General features: G+C 39.8%; 17 protein-coding genes. 13 read left to right on the plus strand and 4 right to left on the minus strand.

The genetic code is table 11. The features are described from left to right. Nucleotides 1-20 precede the first annotated feature (20 nt). Complete coding sequence (locus tag ACS604_RS05455; RefSeq protein WP_474770607.1) at nt 21-1349, plus strand: sensor histidine kinase; 1329 nt, start codon at nt 21-23, stop codon at nt 1347-1349. Here the strand turns inward: ACS604_RS05455 and ACS604_RS05460 are convergent. Genes ACS604_RS05460 through ACS604_RS05470 form a run of 3 tightly spaced genes read right to left on the minus strand, consistent with a single transcriptional unit; the run spans nt 1346 to nt 3092 of the window. Further along, the gene (locus ACS604_RS05460) at nt 1346-2041 is read right to left on the minus strand and encodes a response regulator transcription factor (RefSeq protein WP_474770609.1); all 696 of its coding nucleotides are present in this window, start codon (nt 2039-2041) and stop codon (nt 1346-1348) included. The two genes, ACS604_RS05455 and ACS604_RS05460, sit on opposite strands and share 4 nt — an antisense overlap. 17 nt (nt 2042-2058) lie before the next feature. Further along, nucleotides 2059-2553, minus strand: coding sequence for a chalcone isomerase family protein (locus tag ACS604_RS05465; RefSeq protein ID WP_474770611.1), 495 nt, complete (start codon nt 2551-2553; stop codon nt 2059-2061). Next, on the minus strand, nt 2520-3092 hold the full coding sequence (locus ACS604_RS05470) for a nuclear transport factor 2 family protein (protein ID WP_004791377.1): 573 nt from the start codon (nt 3090-3092) through the stop codon (nt 2520-2522). The genes ACS604_RS05465 and ACS604_RS05470 overlap by 34 nt, the downstream gene beginning before the upstream one ends. A 280-nt stretch (nt 3093-3372) precedes the next feature. On the opposite strand from ACS604_RS05470, the gene ACS604_RS05475 reads away from it, so the two are divergent. The 8 genes from ACS604_RS05475 (at nt 3373) to ACS604_RS05510 (ending at nt 10653) form a co-directional block, all read left to right on the plus strand. Next, a complete protein-coding gene (locus ACS604_RS05475) occupies nt 3373-4125 on the plus strand; it encodes an aspartate/glutamate racemase family protein (protein ID WP_474770613.1) in 753 nt (250 codons plus the stop codon). Nucleotides 4126-4247: 122 nt separating this feature from the next. Further along, entirely contained in the window at nt 4248-5234 is a 987-nt protein-coding gene (locus tag ACS604_RS05480; RefSeq protein ID WP_474770614.1) for a quinone oxidoreductase family protein, read from the plus strand. An 11-nt stretch (nt 5235-5245) separates the two neighbouring features. Next, nucleotides 5246-6094 carry a TauD/TfdA dioxygenase family protein gene (locus ACS604_RS05485; RefSeq protein WP_312821652.1) on the plus strand — a complete coding sequence of 283 codons (849 nt, stop codon included), beginning with the start codon at nt 5246-5248 and terminating at the stop codon, nt 6092-6094. A 60-nt stretch (nt 6095-6154) separates the two neighbouring features. After that, the gene (locus tag ACS604_RS05490; protein WP_474770616.1) at nt 6155-7207 is read left to right on the plus strand and encodes a beta-keto acid cleavage family enzyme; all 1053 of its coding nucleotides are present in this window, start codon (nt 6155-6157) and stop codon (nt 7205-7207) included. 117 nt (nt 7208-7324) lie between these two features. Further along, nucleotides 7325-8674 carry an MFS transporter gene (locus ACS604_RS05495; RefSeq protein ID WP_474770618.1) on the plus strand — a complete coding sequence of 450 codons (1350 nt, stop codon included), beginning with the start codon at nt 7325-7327 and terminating at the stop codon, nt 8672-8674. After that, nucleotides 8671-9327 carry a DsbA family protein gene (locus tag ACS604_RS05500; protein WP_312821649.1) on the plus strand — a complete coding sequence of 219 codons (657 nt, stop codon included), beginning with the start codon at nt 8671-8673 and terminating at the stop codon, nt 9325-9327. Before ACS604_RS05495 ends, ACS604_RS05500 begins: the two co-directional genes overlap by 4 nt. A gap of 14 nt (nt 9328-9341) precedes the next feature. Continuing rightward, a complete protein-coding gene (locus ACS604_RS05505) occupies nt 9342-9650 on the plus strand; it encodes a Rieske (2Fe-2S) protein (RefSeq protein ID WP_312821672.1) in 309 nt (102 codons plus the stop codon). Beyond that, entirely contained in the window at nt 9643-10653 is a 1011-nt protein-coding gene (locus ACS604_RS05510; protein WP_474770620.1) for a YeiH family protein, read from the plus strand. The genes ACS604_RS05505 and ACS604_RS05510 overlap by 8 nt, the downstream gene beginning before the upstream one ends. Before the next feature lie 92 nt (nt 10654-10745). Here ACS604_RS05510 and ACS604_RS05515 read toward each other — a convergent pair whose 3' ends face one another. Continuing rightward, a complete protein-coding gene (locus ACS604_RS05515) occupies nt 10746-11756 on the minus strand; it encodes an AraC family transcriptional regulator (RefSeq protein WP_004791396.1) in 1011 nt (336 codons plus the stop codon). A 290-nt stretch (nt 11757-12046) separates the two neighbouring features. Between ACS604_RS05515 and ACS604_RS05520 the strand changes: the two genes are divergently transcribed. From ACS604_RS05520 to ACS604_RS05535, 4 genes are all read left to right on the plus strand, one after another. Next, on the plus strand, nt 12047-12652 hold the full coding sequence (locus ACS604_RS05520; RefSeq protein WP_474770622.1) for an RBBP9/YdeN family alpha/beta hydrolase: 606 nt from the start codon (nt 12047-12049) through the stop codon (nt 12650-12652). 102 nt (nt 12653-12754) lie between these two features. After that, the gene (locus ACS604_RS05525; protein ID WP_474770986.1) at nt 12755-14584 is read left to right on the plus strand and encodes a DUF1302 domain-containing protein; all 1830 of its coding nucleotides are present in this window, start codon (nt 12755-12757) and stop codon (nt 14582-14584) included. Nucleotides 14585-14651: 67 nt separating this feature from the next. Then, nucleotides 14652-15062, plus strand: a complete 411-nt coding sequence (locus ACS604_RS05530) for a PH domain-containing protein (RefSeq protein WP_004791402.1) — start codon at nt 14652-14654, stop codon at nt 15060-15062. A 70-nt stretch (nt 15063-15132) separates the two neighbouring features. After that, the gene (locus tag ACS604_RS05535; protein ID WP_474770624.1) at nt 15133-16506 is read left to right on the plus strand and encodes a PQQ-dependent sugar dehydrogenase; all 1374 of its coding nucleotides are present in this window, start codon (nt 15133-15135) and stop codon (nt 16504-16506) included. Nucleotides 16507-16510 lie beyond the last annotated feature (4 nt).

Genomic DNA, 16510 nt, shown 5'->3' on the forward strand with positions numbered 1-16510 from the left:
CCTATCCCGGCGATAAAGATATGATAAGAACTCGAAACGATGGCAAAGCTAGTCATCCATTAGCCCAAATATTCAATCGATATTATTGGTTGCAGATTGGTCTGATTGCATTATCGATCGTGGTCGGGTTGGCTTGTAGTGCTTGGGTGATTAAAGGCTCTTTACTTAAAACTGCTTTAGAGCAGGAAATGGAACATTACTGGTTACGCATCGAACGTAATCCAAATGCAGATTTACCAGATACCAAAAATTTATATGGATATCGGTGGAATACACAGGTCGCACCACAACCCTTTAAAGATATGCGGTTAGAAAGTGGGGTTCACCGAATATTTGTTGATGGTAAAGAACGTATGACTGTATATGGTGAACGTAAAGGTCAACATGTACTTTTGGTATTTGGCGAAAGTAATGTCAATAAGCTGATCTGGTTATTTGGACTTGCTCCACTTATGTTCAGTTTATCTGTTCTATATAGTTTTTTATGGTGGTCAAACCGAAGAGCTAGGCGCTATTTTTCACCTATTACACGTTTAGCAAATGCATTAGAAAATATTGATTGGGCGCATCAAGACACGCAAGCATCACCTTTTAAAGATATAAATACTAATGGCAATATGGAAGCAGAATATCTCAAACAAGCCTTGGAAAAATATCATCAAGTGTTAAGTGAGTTTATCCGACGTGAGCGAGAGTTTACTGGAGATGTGAGTCATGAACTGCGCACTCCGCTTACGATTTTAAAGGGAAACGTACAACTTTGTCAGGCGAAATATGGTGATGATAAAGCCTTAGTTCGTCTTCATAATACAATTGAAGATATGCAGTTATTAGTCGACACCTTACTGGCAATCGCACGTAATACAGTAAAAAGCTTACCGTCTGAAAAGAATTTTTTATCTAGAATTGTGAGGGATTTAGTCGAAAGTTTAGAAGGGGTCAGTGAGAGTAAGGGCATACATATCCACATTCAACCCGATCTTTCTGAACAGCCGCGTTGGTTATATCCCTCTATGACACAAATGGTGTTAAGCAATATTTTACGTAATGCACTGAACTATTCGCAAGGTTCACAAATCAACATTATTCAACAAAAAAACAGCCTAATTATTGCCGATAATGGAATTGGAATTTCTTTACCTAACGATGTCAAGGTGCAAGAGCTCAGCGATTCACAACTGTCTTTAAAGGCTAAGGGTCATGGAATTGGTTTGCAATTGGTACAAAAGCTTTGCAAACAATTAGGATGGCGAGTCGAGTTGTTTGATCGACAATATTATTTAACCACCCATCCCGAACTCGATTTGGAACCGACCACGGGCTTAATTGTTGTGGTCTATTTGAGTTAACTCGCAGAACTTTCTAAAGCAATTTTTAAACCGACACCTGCTACTGTGTGTAATAATTTAGGGTCAAAAGGTTTATCAACCATTTTTCGTAAGTTGTAGATGTGACTGCGTAACGCATCACTTTCAGGTTCTTCGTCGCCCCATAGCTCCATCATCAGTTCTTGTTTGGTCACCACTTTTGGAGACTGGCGCATCAAAATTTTTAATAGTTTAAATTGAATAGGGGGTAACTCGATATTATTTCCGGCACGAACCACGGTTTGAGTTGCACTATCAAGAATTAAGTCGTGAATCTGAATTTTATGATGAGTAACTTCACCAGCTGCTCTTTTTATTAATGCACGGATTCGCATCACTAATTCATTAAAATCAAAAGGTTTTACCAAATAATCATCTGTGCCAGCAGTAAAGCCTTTAAGTTTGTCATCTAAAGTATCTCTTGCTGTTAGCATAAGAACTGGAATATCAACACCTTGTTCGGTGCGTAGCCAGTTGCATAGATCATAACCTGAGCCATCGGGCAGATTTATGTCGAGCAGCAAAAGATGATAATGCTGCGATTTGAGAAAATTCCGTGCAGCATCTAAATTGCGCGCATGATCGATTACATAACCATGCACTTCAAGAAATTCGCAGACCGTTGCTGCGAGTTCAAAATGGTCCTCAACCATGAGGATAAAGTGATTACCCATGAGATTTTATTAAGCCATTAATTTAATAGTTGTTGTTTTAATTTAGCATTAAATGGTTTGCTACCAAACCAGATTTTAAAATATTGATTTGCATTCGGATTGTTTAAAGAGCCGAGTAGCTTTTGGTTTAATTTTAGTTCTAATTTTTGATTTTCATGTTGGTAATAGAGGCTATAGAGATCTCCACTTTTAATTGGCCTATATAGTTCATTAATATGATTAAGCGGAGATTTTGCATCAAAGCCGCTAACATTTTTCTTCAAAAAGTGGGCTGCTGCGCGTTTAAATGCCCAATCGGGAATATCGTGGTTATAGCTAAAGTCCAGTTTGATGCTTTGGCTTTGCCAATTTTTTAAGCAGTCTTCAGCAAAGTAACTGACATTTCCTACATTCTTACTCGTCACCATTAAAGGTGCTGAACTGCATTTTTTTAGTTCAGCCGCATTCGCCTGAGATGCGATTAAGATTCCTAGAAATATCAAGACTCGACTTTTTTGAACGGTAATACCCATTTATATACTCCTCCAAATATTGGTAAAGAACGGTAAAGGCCATTCGCTGGATCCCAATAATCTTGCTGGAAAATAATTTTTTGTTGCTCATTAATCTTAATTTGACTAATTCCATAAGAAGCCATGGTTTTTGAGCGACCTAACATTTTAAAGTCATAGGTCATGTACCAATGAATGTAGGCTGTATCTTGGTGATGAGTTGCACTAATGAGTTTTACAGTGACATTACTCACTCGGGCATTCATGCCTTCAAAATGCTTAATGAGATCTTGCTTTTGAGAGAACTGCGAGAGTGTATCGTTGATATAAAGTTGATCAGCGTAAAGATGACTCGCGTTATTCACAAAAGAAGGGGTGCCAAGCGTATTAAATGCGGCAACAAAACGATTACCGATATCTAGTGCCTGTTGGTCATTTAATTCTATTCCCGTAATTTTTTGTTCAGCTTTGCCATAGTCACCTGAGTAACTAGGCACACTTTTACACGCTGTTAAACCTACCAAAGTAATCAGCCCAAGGGCTGTAGTTATAATTTTCATGTCGATATCCAAGCCAACTTTATAAGATTAAATTAAAGAGCTGGTCGTGAATTTTGCGTGAATTCTTATGTTTTATGATTTGGGTTTAATGGAGAGCGTTTTCTGTTTTGGAAATTTAATAAACTAGGTCTAATCAACTTAAAAATTTCTATCGACTTCACAGCGTTTAAGATTAATAAATAAGATAAGCAAGAAAAAATTTAAGAAAGCAATTTTATTCTAGCTGCGCTTTACCCATAAGAGATATAGATAAGTTTTGCATAAATAGAAGGATTCAATAATGAAAACAATCGGCTTACTAGGCGGAATGAGTTGGGAATCTACAGCGCTTTATTATCAGCAAATCAATAAAATGGTTCATCATAAATTAGGAAAATTACACTCTGCTAAGATCATTATTAATAGTGTCGATTTTGAAGAAATAGCAGCCTTGCAAGCGCAGGGTTTATGGCAAGAAGCTGGCGCATATTTAGCTGAGCAAGCACAAAATTTAGAAAAGGCAGGAGCAGATTGTATTTTGGTGTGTACTAACACCATGCATAAAGTTGCTGCACAGATTGAAGATTCAATTTCGATTCCGTTCTTACACATCGCTGATGCAACTGCAAAAGAAATTTTGAGTCAAAACATTGGTAAAGTTGCTCTGTTGGGGACAGCTTTTACAATGGAGCAAGATTTTTATAAAGCTCGATTGCAAGATTATGGAATTGATGTCGTTATTCCAAATGAAGCCGACCGAAAGATAGTTCATAGCATCATTTATGAAGAACTTTGTTTAGGTGTGATCAACCCAGTTTCTCAGCAAAAGTACATCGCTATTGTAGAGAGACTCATAGCTGAAGGTGCCCAAGGTGTTATCTTGGGTTGTACTGAAATTTGTATGTTGATTGGTGAGCTTAAATTCTCGGTTCCTTTATTTGATACGACCGCCATTCATGCAAAAGAGGCGGTCAGTTTTAGCTTAAATGAAAATAAAAATTCTGTTAGCGACAATCTACATAAGTCTGCTGCAATTGCTGGGAATACTATTTAGCCCTTTGTCATTAAACGTTAAGCTTGTGTCGTCAAATGTAAAGTGGCCCATATCCTAACTGTTGTAATTTTGGTTATTGCTTTTATAGGCACTCAATAAAAAACCAAAATATGGAATAGGACATGACGTTGACGAAAGCTATACGTTTCTATGGAACAGGAACGCCAGAAGTAATGCGCTATGAAGATGTAGAAGTAGGAGATCCCAAAGCTGGAGAAGTACGCCTACGTCATGTGGCAGTCGGTTTAAATTATGCCGATACATATTTTCGTAATGGAACCTATCAAATTCCAATGCCTAATGGTATGGGCGTCGAAGCTTCAGGTGTCGTTGAAGCTTTAGGCGAAGGAGTGACCCATCTTAAAGTAGGTGATCGAGTTACATATACAGGTTTTTTAAATACGTTAGGTGCATATAGCACCCACCGTCTAATTCCAGAAAATGCTTTAATTAAATTACCCGAAGAAATTTCTTGTGAAACAGCGGCAGCCATGACCATGCGTGGGCTGACCGCTGCTTATCTGATGCGCCGTATTTATGACTTTAAAGCGGGCGATTCAATTTTACTACATGCAGCCGCAGGTGGTGTTGGGCTGATTGTTTCTCAATGGGCCAAATTACTTGGCTTGACTGTTATTGGGACCACATCTTCAGAAGAAAAAGCTGTCGTAGCACGAGCTCATGGTTGTGATTATGTCATTAACTACAGTCATGAAAATGTTGCTGAGCGTGTACGTGAGTTAACAGGCGGCGTTGGTGTAAATGTCGTTTTCGATAGTGTCGGTCAAGCGACTTTTATGAGTTCATTAGACTCTCTCAAACGCCGTGGTTTATTAGTCTGCGTAGGAACAGCGTCTGGTCCAATCCCTGCTTTTGATCCGGTATTACTCGCCGTGAAAGGTTCATTGTTTGTCACACGTCCAGCTTTGGCAGATTACATTGCAGATCCTGCCGAGAAGAAAGAACTGGCAAATGAATTATTTGATCATGTTCGACATGGACGAATCAAAATTGAAATTAATCAGCGCTATGAGCTAAAGGATGCCGTGCAAGCTCATCGTGATTTGGAAGCACGTAAAACAATAGGTTCATCAATCTTTGTAATTTGAAGGGATTTCTTATGCAAATTGAACAGTTAACTTGCAATATTGGTGCAGAGCTCAGTGGCGTCAAACTTGCAGATGCGATTTATGATGATGGATTATTTGCTGAAATTCGCACTCAACTACTTAAACATCGTGTGTTGTTTTTACGAGATCAGCACTTAACCCGTCAGGATCATGTTGCATTTGCAGAAAAATTTGGACAGCTCGAAGATCACCCTGCGGTAGTTAGCCATCCTGATCATCCGGGTTTGGTACAGATTTATAAACATCCCGAAAGCCCTGTTGATCGTTATGAAAATGCTTGGCACAGCGATGCAAGCTGGCGCAAGGTTCCACCGATGGGATGCGTGCTGCACTGCGTTGAATGCCCACCAGTAGGTGGCGATACCATGTGGACCAATATGGTTATGGCCTATGAGTCTTTACCTAATGATATTAAGGATAAGATTGCGGATTTACGTGCTTATCACAGCATAGAAGCAAGTTTTGGGGCGGCAATGCCACCTGAAAAACGCTTGGACTTAAAAACAAAGTTTCCTGATGCTGAGCACCCAGTAGTACGTACTCATCCTGAGACGGGCGAGAAAATTTTATACGTCAACGCGTTCACAACCCACTTTAGTAACTATCACACCAAAGAGCGCGTCAGATTTGGACAAGATGCCAATCCGGGCGCAGCTGAACTACTACGTTACTTAATTTCTCAAGCCTATATTCCAGAGTTTCAAGTGCGTTGGCGTTGGAAGCCTAACAGCATTGCCATCTGGGATAACCGCAGCACACAACATTATGCAGTCATGGATTACCCACCTTGCCACCGAAAAATGGAGCGGGCCGGCATTATTGGTGACGCAACTTATTAAGGTTATTGGCTAAATAATTTTATCTATTTGAAAATTCTAAAAATACATAAGGAGATGCACATGCAATTCTTTGACGACTCATTGCACCCGGAAAATATGGAAAAAGTGGTAATCACGGTTGCGCCGTATGGCCCCGAATGGATGCCGGAAGACTTTCCCGAAGATATTCCAGTGACCATGGATGAGCAAATACAAAAAGCGGTTGAGTGCTATGAAGCGGGCGCGACGGTGCTGCATTTACATGTCCGTGAGCTTGATGGCAAAGGCTCTAAACGCTTGTCAAAATTTAATGAGCTTATCGCAGGTGTTCGTGAGGCTGTGCCTGACATGATTATTCAGGTAGGTGGTTCAATTTCATTTGCACCAGAAAGTGAAGGTGAGGCTGCTCTATGGCTAAGTGATGACACCCGACATATGTTGGCTGAACTTACACCAAAGCCCGATCAGGTTACGGTGGCAATTAACACCACTCAAATGAATATTATGGAATTGCTCTATCCTGAATATTTAGAAGGGACTTCATTGGCACATCCAGCGACTCAAGCAGCATATGCAGAGATGACTGTGCCAGCAGGGCCTGCATGGGTTACCGAACATATTAAGCGTTTATGTAAAAACAATATTCAACCGCACTTTCAGTTAACCGGTATGCATGGACTTGAGACGCTAGAGCGTATGGTGCGTAAAGGGTTGTACATGGGGCCGTTAAACTTAACTTGGATTGGAATCGGTGGAGGTTTTGATGGTCCAAACCCATTTAACTTCTTTAATTTTATTCATCGCGTACCTGATGGATGTACTTTGACATCAGAATCTCTACTCAAAAATGTATTGCCTTTTAACACCATGTCGATGGCAATGGGTTTACATGCCCGTGTAGGTAACGAAGATACGATCATTGATCATCACGGACGCCGTTTTTCATCTGTAGAGCAAATTAAGCAAACCGTTCGGATTGCCCATGAATTAGGTCGTGAAATTGCCTCAGGAAAAGAAGCCCGTGAAATTTATCGTATTGGGGTTCAATACAACAGTGTTGAAGAAACCCTAATCGCAAATGGTATGGCACCTAATCGTAAAGCAGGGCAAAAGGGTGTGCCGCAGCGTAACTAATGTGACAAGGTCTAACGGAATTTAGACCTCAAATGTAGTGCAGCTGATTCGCTTTGTTTTTAAAAGTGCGTTGCTGCACTAGCTAAATAGAAATTATAAAAAATACAAGGAGGTCGTATGAATGCACATCAGTATTCAGATCAGATGAGCGATGTTGATACGTCAATCAGTATACCTCGTCGTTATGCATGGCTTGTTTTTGCTTTGACATTTGGTTTACTCATTTCAGATTACATGTCCCGGCAAGTCTTAAACGCAGTCTTTCCTTTACTTAAAAATGAGTGGTTGCTCAGCGATAGTCAGTTAGGTTTGCTCAGTGGCATTGTCGCGTTAATGGTGGGTTTATTGACTCTGCCGTTGTCTTTAATGGCAGACCGTTTTGGACGAGTTAAAAGCTTGGCTATTATGGCGGCTTTATGGAGTTTGGCGACTCTAGGATGTGCACTGGCTGAAAACTACGAGCAAATGTTTATTGCTCGTTTTATGGTTGGTGTGGGTGAAGCTGCTTATGGCAGCGTGGGAATCGCGGTGGTTGTTGCTGTTTTTCCCCGAGAAATGCGTGCAACACTTGCCAGTGCTTTTATGGCGGGCGGCGTATTTGGCTCGTTTTTGGGTGTGGCTTTAGGTGGTGTACTCGCACAGCACTTCGGTTGGCGTTGGGCATTTGGAGGCATTGCTTTATTTGGTCTTATTTTGGCTTTTCTATATCCAATTTTAGTGAAAGAACACAGAATAAATGCAGCACCTCAAAATAAAATTCGTAGTAAAACTCACCACATTAAAAGCCCTTTAAAAACTTTATATTCAAGTCGTTCAGTCATTGCCACTTACATTGGTAGTGGTCTGCAATTATTTGTTGGTGGCACAGTGATTGTCTGGATGCCGAGTTATCTCAATCGCTATTACGGCATGAGTACCGACAAGGCAGGCGTAATGGCAGCGGTCATTTTGCTATGTAGTGCAGTAGGCACAATTCTATGCGGCATGTTGTGTGATTATTTGGGCCGTAACTGTCCAGATCGTAAGGTCAGTTTAGCGATTACATACTGCTTGCTCGGTTGTGTTCTTTTATTCATTGCTTTTGCTGTGCCTGCGGGACGTAACCAGTTACTTCTCATTTGTCTCGGAATGTTTATTGCCCTTGGAACTAATGGGCCATCTAGTGCCATGGTGGCCAATCTCACACATAACTCAGTTCATGGCTCTGCATTTGCAACACTTACCTTAGCTAACAATTTTCTTGGTTTAGCGCTTGGTCCTTTAATCGTTGGCAAAGTATCTGATGTGATTGGATTACATAACGCATTTCAACTCATGCCATTGGTCAGTATTGCAGCCGCAGCCGTATTTTTTTATGCCAAACGTCATTATCACAAAGATATCGCGCGTTTTGAGCAGCAAGGAATAACTGAGATTAAAAATCATTCAGGTAACCAAATACAAAAATGCGGGATGAATAACAAATGATGATTCGGCAATTACATATTGATGTATTTTTTGACTTTATTTGTCCTTGGTGTTTGATCGGAAAACGTCAGTTACTGATCGCTATAAATAGATTTTATCAGCTTCATCCCAAAGTCAAAGTTGTCGTGCACTGGCGAGGTGTTCAGCTCATACCGGACTTAGCAGTTGAAGGTGTACCGTTTCAAACGTTTTATTTGAAACGGTTAGGTAGCTTAACAGCAGTTCGTATGAGACAAGAACAGGTCAATAAAGCTGCACATAAAGTTGGGCTCAAGATCGATTTTGAGCAAATTAAACGCATGCCAAATACGGCCAAAGCTCATCGCTTATTTGATAAAGCTTTAAAGATAGGAACTCCTGAGCAGTGCAATGCGTTGTTAGAACAACTCTTTGCTGCATATTTTTATGATGGGTTTGACATCGGAAATACCACTACTTTATACAAAATTGTGAAACGTTGTGGCTTCTCACCTGAGCTTACCAAAGATTTACTTATTCAAGATCATCAAGATTTTATCTCTGCAAGTACAGGAGGTAATGGCGTGCCTTATTTTATTTTTGATCGGGCTTCAGCCTTAGTGGGCGCGCAATCAGCAGATGTACTTTATCAAGCGATGCAAGAGGCAATGGTGGCACAAGGAGCGTTGATATGAGCAATCGATTTGAAGTGCCTTTTGAGAAAATACCGAATTCAGGTGAGCGAGCTTTTTTAAAAATTGGAGATAAAAATCTCGCACTATTTAACGTTGCGACTCAGTTGTATGCAATCGATGACAGTTGTCCTCATCAGGGGGCATCGTTATTTAGTGGACGTCTAGAAGGACGAGTGATTCAGTGTTGTGCCCATGGTCTACGTTTTGATTTAACAAATGGCTGTTTAGTTAATTCTGCTCATCTCAAAGTTGCAATCTATCCAGTAGAAGTGATCGAGGACAAAGTATTTATTGTGATGGGCTGTGGGGAAAATCATGAGTAGTTTAGTTTTGAAAAATTTTTCCCAGCGTACAAGAGAATTAGCACCAGGCTTTGTGGTCAGTTCGGTCGTTGCTGCGGCTGCCTGTTTTTTATCAGAGCACTATGGTGCACCAGTCATGCTATTTGCACTATTGCTCGGCATGAGCGTGAATTTTTTAGCAGCTGAAAGTAAATGTAAGATAGGTATCGAATTTACCGCACGTAGTGTCCTGCGGATGGGTATTGCCTTACTCGGAATGCGTATCACTTTGGGGCAAATTACCGCACTAGGTTGGCAGCCTGTTGCGTTAGTCGTCACTCTGGTTATTGTCACAATCGCCGTTTCTGTTATTGCCGCTAGAATCTTAGGCTTCCAAAAACTATTCGGCATGCTCACTGGTGGATCAACGGCAATCTGTGGTGCTTCAGCTGCATTGGCATTATCTGCTGCTTTTCCAAATCATCCGCAAAAAGAAAAAGCGACTTTATTTACCGTGATTGGCGTGTCGGCACTTTCAACATTTGCAATGATTGTCTATCCGATGATTGCGAAGTGGCTAGAGTTATCGCCACAAGCGGCTGGTGTGTTTCTTGGTGCTACGATTCACGATGTGGCACAAGTGGTCGGCGCTGGCTATAGCATGTCTACTCAAACAGGTGATACGGCGACTGTTGTTAAACTCATGCGTGTGGCGATGCTGCTTCCAGTCATTGTTTGTGCGGCTATGATTACCCGTATGCAAGGAGCAGATTCAACTGGAGAGCGGCCACCATTACTGCCTTGGTTTGCTGTTGGCTTTTTAATACTGGCTTGTATTAACAGTACAGGATGGGTACCAACGATGGTTCAAAATGGAATTAATGATTTATCACGCTGGTTTTTAGTCATTGCAATTAGTGCTTTAGGAATGAAAACTCAGTTAAAAGAATTAGCATCTGTCGGCATTAAACCGATTCTTTTAATGATCGGCGAAAGCATCTTTTTAGTGGTATTGGTTCTTGGGCTTATGCGCTTGTGGTTTTAATTTTAAAAATTAGATTTTTAAGGAAGCTATGGAGTAGTTCTCCAGCTTCCTTATATTTTAAATGACTTCATTTGGCGTCAAATAAAGAGAAATTAACTGAGCAGAGCTTTATTGTGACTACGCCACATATTTGGTGATATACCAAATTGGCTAATGAACCAACGTGTAAAAGAACTCGGCATTGAGTAACCTAAAATATCAGACACTTGAGCGAGTGAATAATTTAGATTTTTTAAATAACGAAATACGAGATCTTTGCGTACCTCATTCATTAAATCACTAAAACTCGTTTGAGCTTCTTCTAAACGACGCTGTAAGGTCCGAACATGAATACCATGTGTTTGAGCGACTTGATCAATCGTAGCGCGACCCATTGGCAAAAGAAGATAAATACTTTTACGAATATCAAAAATCATGGTCGATTCATTGCTATTCTGCAAAATATCTAAATAACGCTGTGCATGGTTGGCCATAGCCAGATTTGCTTGAGGGTTTGTTGTATCAAGTTCGGCCGCCGTACAAACAATGCCATTAAAGTCACTACCAAACTCGAGCGCACAGCCAAAAATCCGCCGATGCAAAGTTAAATCACTAGGCGGGTTATGGGTGAAGTGTACACTTAATGGCCGCCATTTTTGCATCATGAGTGCTGCACAAAAACGATGAGTGATTCCTAAAGCAAGTTCCGTCGCTTGGCGACTATACCCGCAAGTTGTTGTCACTACTTCCTCTCGAATAACAACCGTATCGTCAATTTCTTCGATATATATTTCAAGTGAGTTATTGAGTAAATTTCTATAACGAACAATCGTTTGTAGCGCTTCTCTCAAAGTATATTGGTAACTTAATAATAAGCTCAGTTCACCAAAATCCGCGATTTCACGTTGCTCTGCCATATATAAACCGAATACATCACAATTACTCATTTGGGCTGAGTCTTCAAGCAAGGTAATGGCTTTATCTACAGGAATACGTTGTTTAAGATCATTCAATTGAGTTTGGCTAAGCCCAACACGTGATAATAAATGGTAGGGATTTAGATCTAATTGCTGAGCAACTGCCAAATAATTTTTTAAAGAGGCGGTATGCGCAAGAGGCACCATTTTATTATCTCCTGTTCTTAATCAGCCATATTCCTTACAGCTCATATCTAGTTATAACTAAAATATCTACATTACAAAAGCTTTTATTTAAGAGCCTAATCGTGATGTCTACTTAATTTTAAAACTATTCTTTTGGCTCACTTGTAATTACAAAAACTATTTTAATTAATTTACGAAATTTTAAAAAGATGTGTCGTCAAATGAAAAGTCCGTGACGCCTTATGTACACCATTAACTGAAATGAGCCTTTATTGTAAATGGAGTTTTATAGAAATTCTTATGGCTCCTAGATGGCAAAATTCACAGGCGTTGAAATGGAAAAAATACAAACCAAAGCAACAATTTTAATTATTCCGGGGTTACGCGATCATGTTCCCGAGCATTGGCAAACGATCTTAGAAACAAAGCTAGCAAAAGTTCGCTCTGTACCGCCTGTGCAAACCAACAAACTCAATTGTGAAAATAGAGTTGCTGCTATTGAGGCACAACTCGAACAAATACAAGGGCCTGTCATTTTGGTTGCACACAGCGCAGGCGTGCTGATGACCCTACACTGGGCTGCAAAATATCAACGACCAATTCAGGGTGCTTTACTTGTGGCTCCCCCTGACTTAAACGAAAGCTGGCCAGAAAATTATCCAAGCCCAACTGAACTTCATCAAGAAGGATGGAGTCCTTTACCAGATCAAGAACTACCTTTTCCCAGCATTTTGGTTGCAAGCACCAATGACCATTTAGCTCGTCATGAAGCTGTAGGTGAAATGGCAGAAAAGTGGGGTAGTCGACTCGTAAATTTAGGTGATGTGGGACATTTAAACCCTGCATCTGGCTTTGGCTATTGGCCCTTGGCTGAACAATTCATTCAACAATTAGATCAGGTCGAACAACTAGCCTAGTAAGAAAAAATATCTGCTTATGTAAACCATTTAAAAGCCAATGGATGGCTTTGAGTAATAAGCAATAAATAAGAAAAATCATATTGATAGGGAGATAATATGATGGGTCATTACGTCTATTTAAATCAAAGAAATAATCACGTTTTATATATTCAAAAAATAGGTGTCTCATTAAGCCTAATTTTATTCATGTCTAAAGCAAATGCAGCCAGTTTTGATATTGATAAAGACTGGAAGTTCGAGACAAAAACGACATTAAGCCTAGGTGCAAATTGGAGTACGCAAGATCCATCCGTTTCATTACTTTATCGGCCTGACGCAAACAAAATAGGCAAACAAGGCGCTAGCATTGATGTGAATGGTGATGATGGGCGAATGAATTTTAGTAAATATGATGCCATTTCACAGATCATCAGAGGCATAACTGAAGTTAAGCTAAATGGAAAACATCAAGGTGCAGTTATGAGCACTAAATACTGGTATGACCATGCCTATGAGACAGGACATGGAGACTTTAAAACCTTTAATGACTCAGCATGGCCAAGGCTCGCAAAGTTCAAAGGTATCGATTTATGGAATGCCTATATATGGAAAGATTTTGAACTGGGTGGTGTAAAAAATATCAATTTAAAATTAGGCAAACAGACTTTAAATTGGGGGAAATCTCAGTTTTTTCAAAACGGTTTAAATTCGGTGAGTGCATTTGATTTTGCTGCAATTAACCGACCGGGTGGTGATACAAAAGAAAGAATCATTCCAACCGAAATGTTTTCATTCGACACAAGCATTAATAAAAATTTGAAAATAGAAGGTTTCTATCAATTTAAATTTAGACCTTCAGTTGTTGATGGTAACGGAACTTTCTTTGAGATTTCGGACTTTGTGCCCGAAAACGCAGGTCCAGTTCTGATTGCTGGAGGGGGAGATAAATTATCAGATACCGCAATTCGTTTACGTACCTATATTCCACGTGCAGAAAGTAGAAAAGCAAAGGACAATGGCCAATATGGCATTGCTTTAAAACAGACATTACCAAGTTTAAATAATGCTGAGTTAGGTATTTACTATGCGAACTACCATAGCCGTAATGCAAACTTTGATGGAACGGCTGTAACAGCAGCAGGACCCGAACATTTTAATACCGCAAGTTATTTTTCTATATATCCTGAAAATATCAAAATGTTTGGATTAAGTCTGACTGGGAAAGTTGGAACAACAACCGTTTTTAGTGAATTAACCCACAAACCTAATCAACCTTTGCAACTAAACGGTACAGACATTGTCTATGCTCAAGTGCTATCGGAAGGAACACCATTTGCACTACCGGGAAAAACTGTTGAATTAGGTCAATATATTCAAGGATATGTACGCTTACCCGTAACACAATTTTCGGTTGGAGCAACTGACAGCATATTCAATATTTTGGGAGCAAATTCGATGACATGGTCTACAGAGTTTGCCTTAAATCATATTGCAGATATTGGTAATCATCGGTTTGGCCGGACAGGCGCATTTGGCCGTAGTGAGCTTTCAACAGGTGCTTATAATCCTGAAACAGGCGAGTTTAAATGTACGCCGTATGGTACAGCCCATCTTACAAATGCAGAAATAGACAATTTAAATGAACGCTTTTGCAATAAAAACGGATTTTTTAATGAATGGTCATTTGGCTACCGATTACGTGGTGCATTAAATTATCAAGATATTTTACCCTCTACAGTGATTACGCCAAGTCTTAGTTTTAGACATGATGTTTATGGATATAGCCAAAACTTTCAAGAAGGGCAAATGAGTGTAAGTGCAGCGTTATCTATGATTTATCAACAAAAATATACAACAGAGATTGCCTATAATAACTTTTTTGGTTCTAATGAATTTAGCACGATAGATGATCGAGATTTTGTATCATTAACATTTAAAGCTAATTTTTAGTTCAATTCTTTTATAAAAAATATAGAAAGTCTCGTTATAAATAACATTTAGATGTGGAAAATAACTTTTGAAATTTAGATCAAAAATTGATTGGTGGCTTTTATTAATATTTATTGTTATCACTGCCAATATTGTTATAAAAATTTATGAAGCAAACCATCTTTATTCTTTAGCTTCAAATTTTCCACATCTCGTCATTTATAGTTTAATCATTTTTCTTATTTGGCTTCCCATATTTAATACTTATTATTTGGTAGAGAACGACACTTTAATGATTAAGAGTTTGGTATTCCGATGGAAAATTAATATTAATGATATTACCCAAATAGAGCCTACTCATAATCCACTTTCATCTCCAGCGCTCTCATTAGATCGGCTTAAAATTTATTATATGAAAAATGGAGAAATTACTTCAGTGATGATTTCACCAAAAGATAAAGAACGTTTTTTGCAAGCCATAAACAAAAGACTCCATTAAAGTTGCTTGTTTAATTGCAAACATAAATTACGCTATTTCCATGACGACAAAAAATAAATGGAGATAACCCATGACGACACGTTTTTTACTGCCAGTTTTAGGCACTACGGTTTTAATTACATTAGCTGGATGCGCTTCATCCTCGCAATATCCGATTACTGAGAGTTATGGTCCAGATCCAAAATTACCTGAACCTAAATCAAGTTTATTTCCCACCGTTAATATAGCGCCAGCAGAAGGCTGGCCGAGTGGGGTAATGCCAAAACCCGCAGAAGGTTTAAAGGTAAAAGCATTTGCCAAAGGACTTGAGCATCCACGTTGGCTTTATGTATTGCCGAATGGTGACGTATTGGTTGCGGAAACAGATGCTCCGCCTAAACCAGAAGATAGTAAAGGCATTAAAGGTAAAATTATGTCTTTTGTGATGAAGCGGGCAGGCTCATCTCATCCAAGTGCAAACCGTATTAGCTTACTTCGTGATACCAATGGAGACGGAGTTGCCGATCAGAAAACGGTATTTCTTCAAAACTTAAATTCTCCATTTGGTATGGCATTGGTTGGTAATAACTTATATATCGCCAATACGGATTCGCTTGTGCGTTTTCCTTATCAAGAGGGTGAAACTCAAATTACAGCCAGTGGAACCAAAGTGTTGGATTTACCGGGTGGTCCTTTAAATCACCATTGGACCAAAAATGTAATTGCTAACCCAGCTGGTACAAAGCTCTACATTACCGTTGGTTCTAACAGTAACGTTGCTGAAAATGGTCTAGATCAAGAAAAAGGCCGTGCACAAATTACAGAGTTTGACATCGCAAGTGGTCAGTCACGCCCATTTGCAACAGGACTGCGTAATCCTAATGGTATGGCTTGGCAACCGCAAAGTGGAAAACTTTGGACGGTTGTTAATGAGCGCGATGAAATTGGTAGTGACTTAGTACCTGACTATATGACGTCAGTCCAAGATGGAGCTTTTTATGGCTGGCCATATAGCTATTATGGTCAACATGTAGATGTGCGAGTAAAACCACAAAATCCGGAAATGGTTGCTCGTGCAATTAAACCCGACTATGCACTAGGCAACCACACGGCTTCTTTAGGTCTTGCATTTTACACAGCTGAACTCATGCCACAATTTAGAGGTGGCGCATTGATCGGCCAGCATGGTTCTTGGAACCGTAAGCCTCACAGTGGTTATAAAGTTGTTTTTGTACCATTTAGAAGTGGTCAACCCTCTGGTCCACCACAAGATATCTTGACCGGATTCCTGAGTGATAAAGGCAAAGCGTATGGTCGTCCTGTGGGTGTAGCAATTGATTTTTCAGGTGCCGTATTAGTTGCAGATGATGTAGGCAATACGATTTGGCGCGTTTCACCGGTTGCCGAGACGACTTATGAAGCTCCCATGAAACATTCTATTGGAACCCCGCCAGGCACACCATAAAGTC

This window comes from Acinetobacter sp. Li1LvA2 (assembly GCF_056156705.1).

Bases quoted from the DNA above. Each gene is read 5' to 3' on its own strand.
- ACS604_RS05455 (WP_474770607.1), top strand. From the start codon at position 21: ATGATAAGAACTCGAAACGATGGCAAAGCTAGTCATCCATTAGCCCAA.
- ACS604_RS05460 (WP_474770609.1), bottom strand. From the start codon at position 2,041: ATGGGTAATCACTTTATCCTCATGGTTGAGGACCATTTTGAACTCGCA.
- ACS604_RS05465 (WP_474770611.1), bottom strand. From the start codon at position 2,553: ATGGGTATTACCGTTCAAAAAAGTCGAGTCTTGATATTTCTAGGAATC.
- ACS604_RS05470 (WP_004791377.1), bottom strand. From the start codon at position 3,092: ATGAAAATTATAACTACAGCCCTTGGGCTGATTACTTTGGTAGGTTTA.
- ACS604_RS05475 (WP_474770613.1), top strand. From the start codon at position 3,373: ATGAAAACAATCGGCTTACTAGGCGGAATGAGTTGGGAATCTACAGCG.
- ACS604_RS05480 (WP_474770614.1), top strand. From the start codon at position 4,248: ATGACGTTGACGAAAGCTATACGTTTCTATGGAACAGGAACGCCAGAA.
- ACS604_RS05485 (WP_312821652.1), top strand. From the start codon at position 5,246: ATGCAAATTGAACAGTTAACTTGCAATATTGGTGCAGAGCTCAGTGGC.
- ACS604_RS05490 (WP_474770616.1), top strand. From the start codon at position 6,155: ATGCAATTCTTTGACGACTCATTGCACCCGGAAAATATGGAAAAAGTG.
- ACS604_RS05495 (WP_474770618.1), top strand. From the start codon at position 7,325: ATGAATGCACATCAGTATTCAGATCAGATGAGCGATGTTGATACGTCA.
- ACS604_RS05500 (WP_312821649.1), top strand. From the start codon at position 8,671: ATGATGATTCGGCAATTACATATTGATGTATTTTTTGACTTTATTTGT.
- ACS604_RS05510 (WP_474770620.1), top strand. From the start codon at position 9,643: ATGAGTAGTTTAGTTTTGAAAAATTTTTCCCAGCGTACAAGAGAATTA.
- ACS604_RS05515 (WP_004791396.1), bottom strand. From the start codon at position 11,756: ATGGTGCCTCTTGCGCATACCGCCTCTTTAAAAAATTATTTGGCAGTT.
- ACS604_RS05520 (WP_474770622.1), top strand. From the start codon at position 12,047: ATGGCAAAATTCACAGGCGTTGAAATGGAAAAAATACAAACCAAAGCA.
- ACS604_RS05525 (WP_474770986.1), top strand. From the start codon at position 12,755: ATGGGTCATTACGTCTATTTAAATCAAAGAAATAATCACGTTTTATAT.
- ACS604_RS05535 (WP_474770624.1), top strand. From the start codon at position 15,133: ATGACGACACGTTTTTTACTGCCAGTTTTAGGCACTACGGTTTTAATT.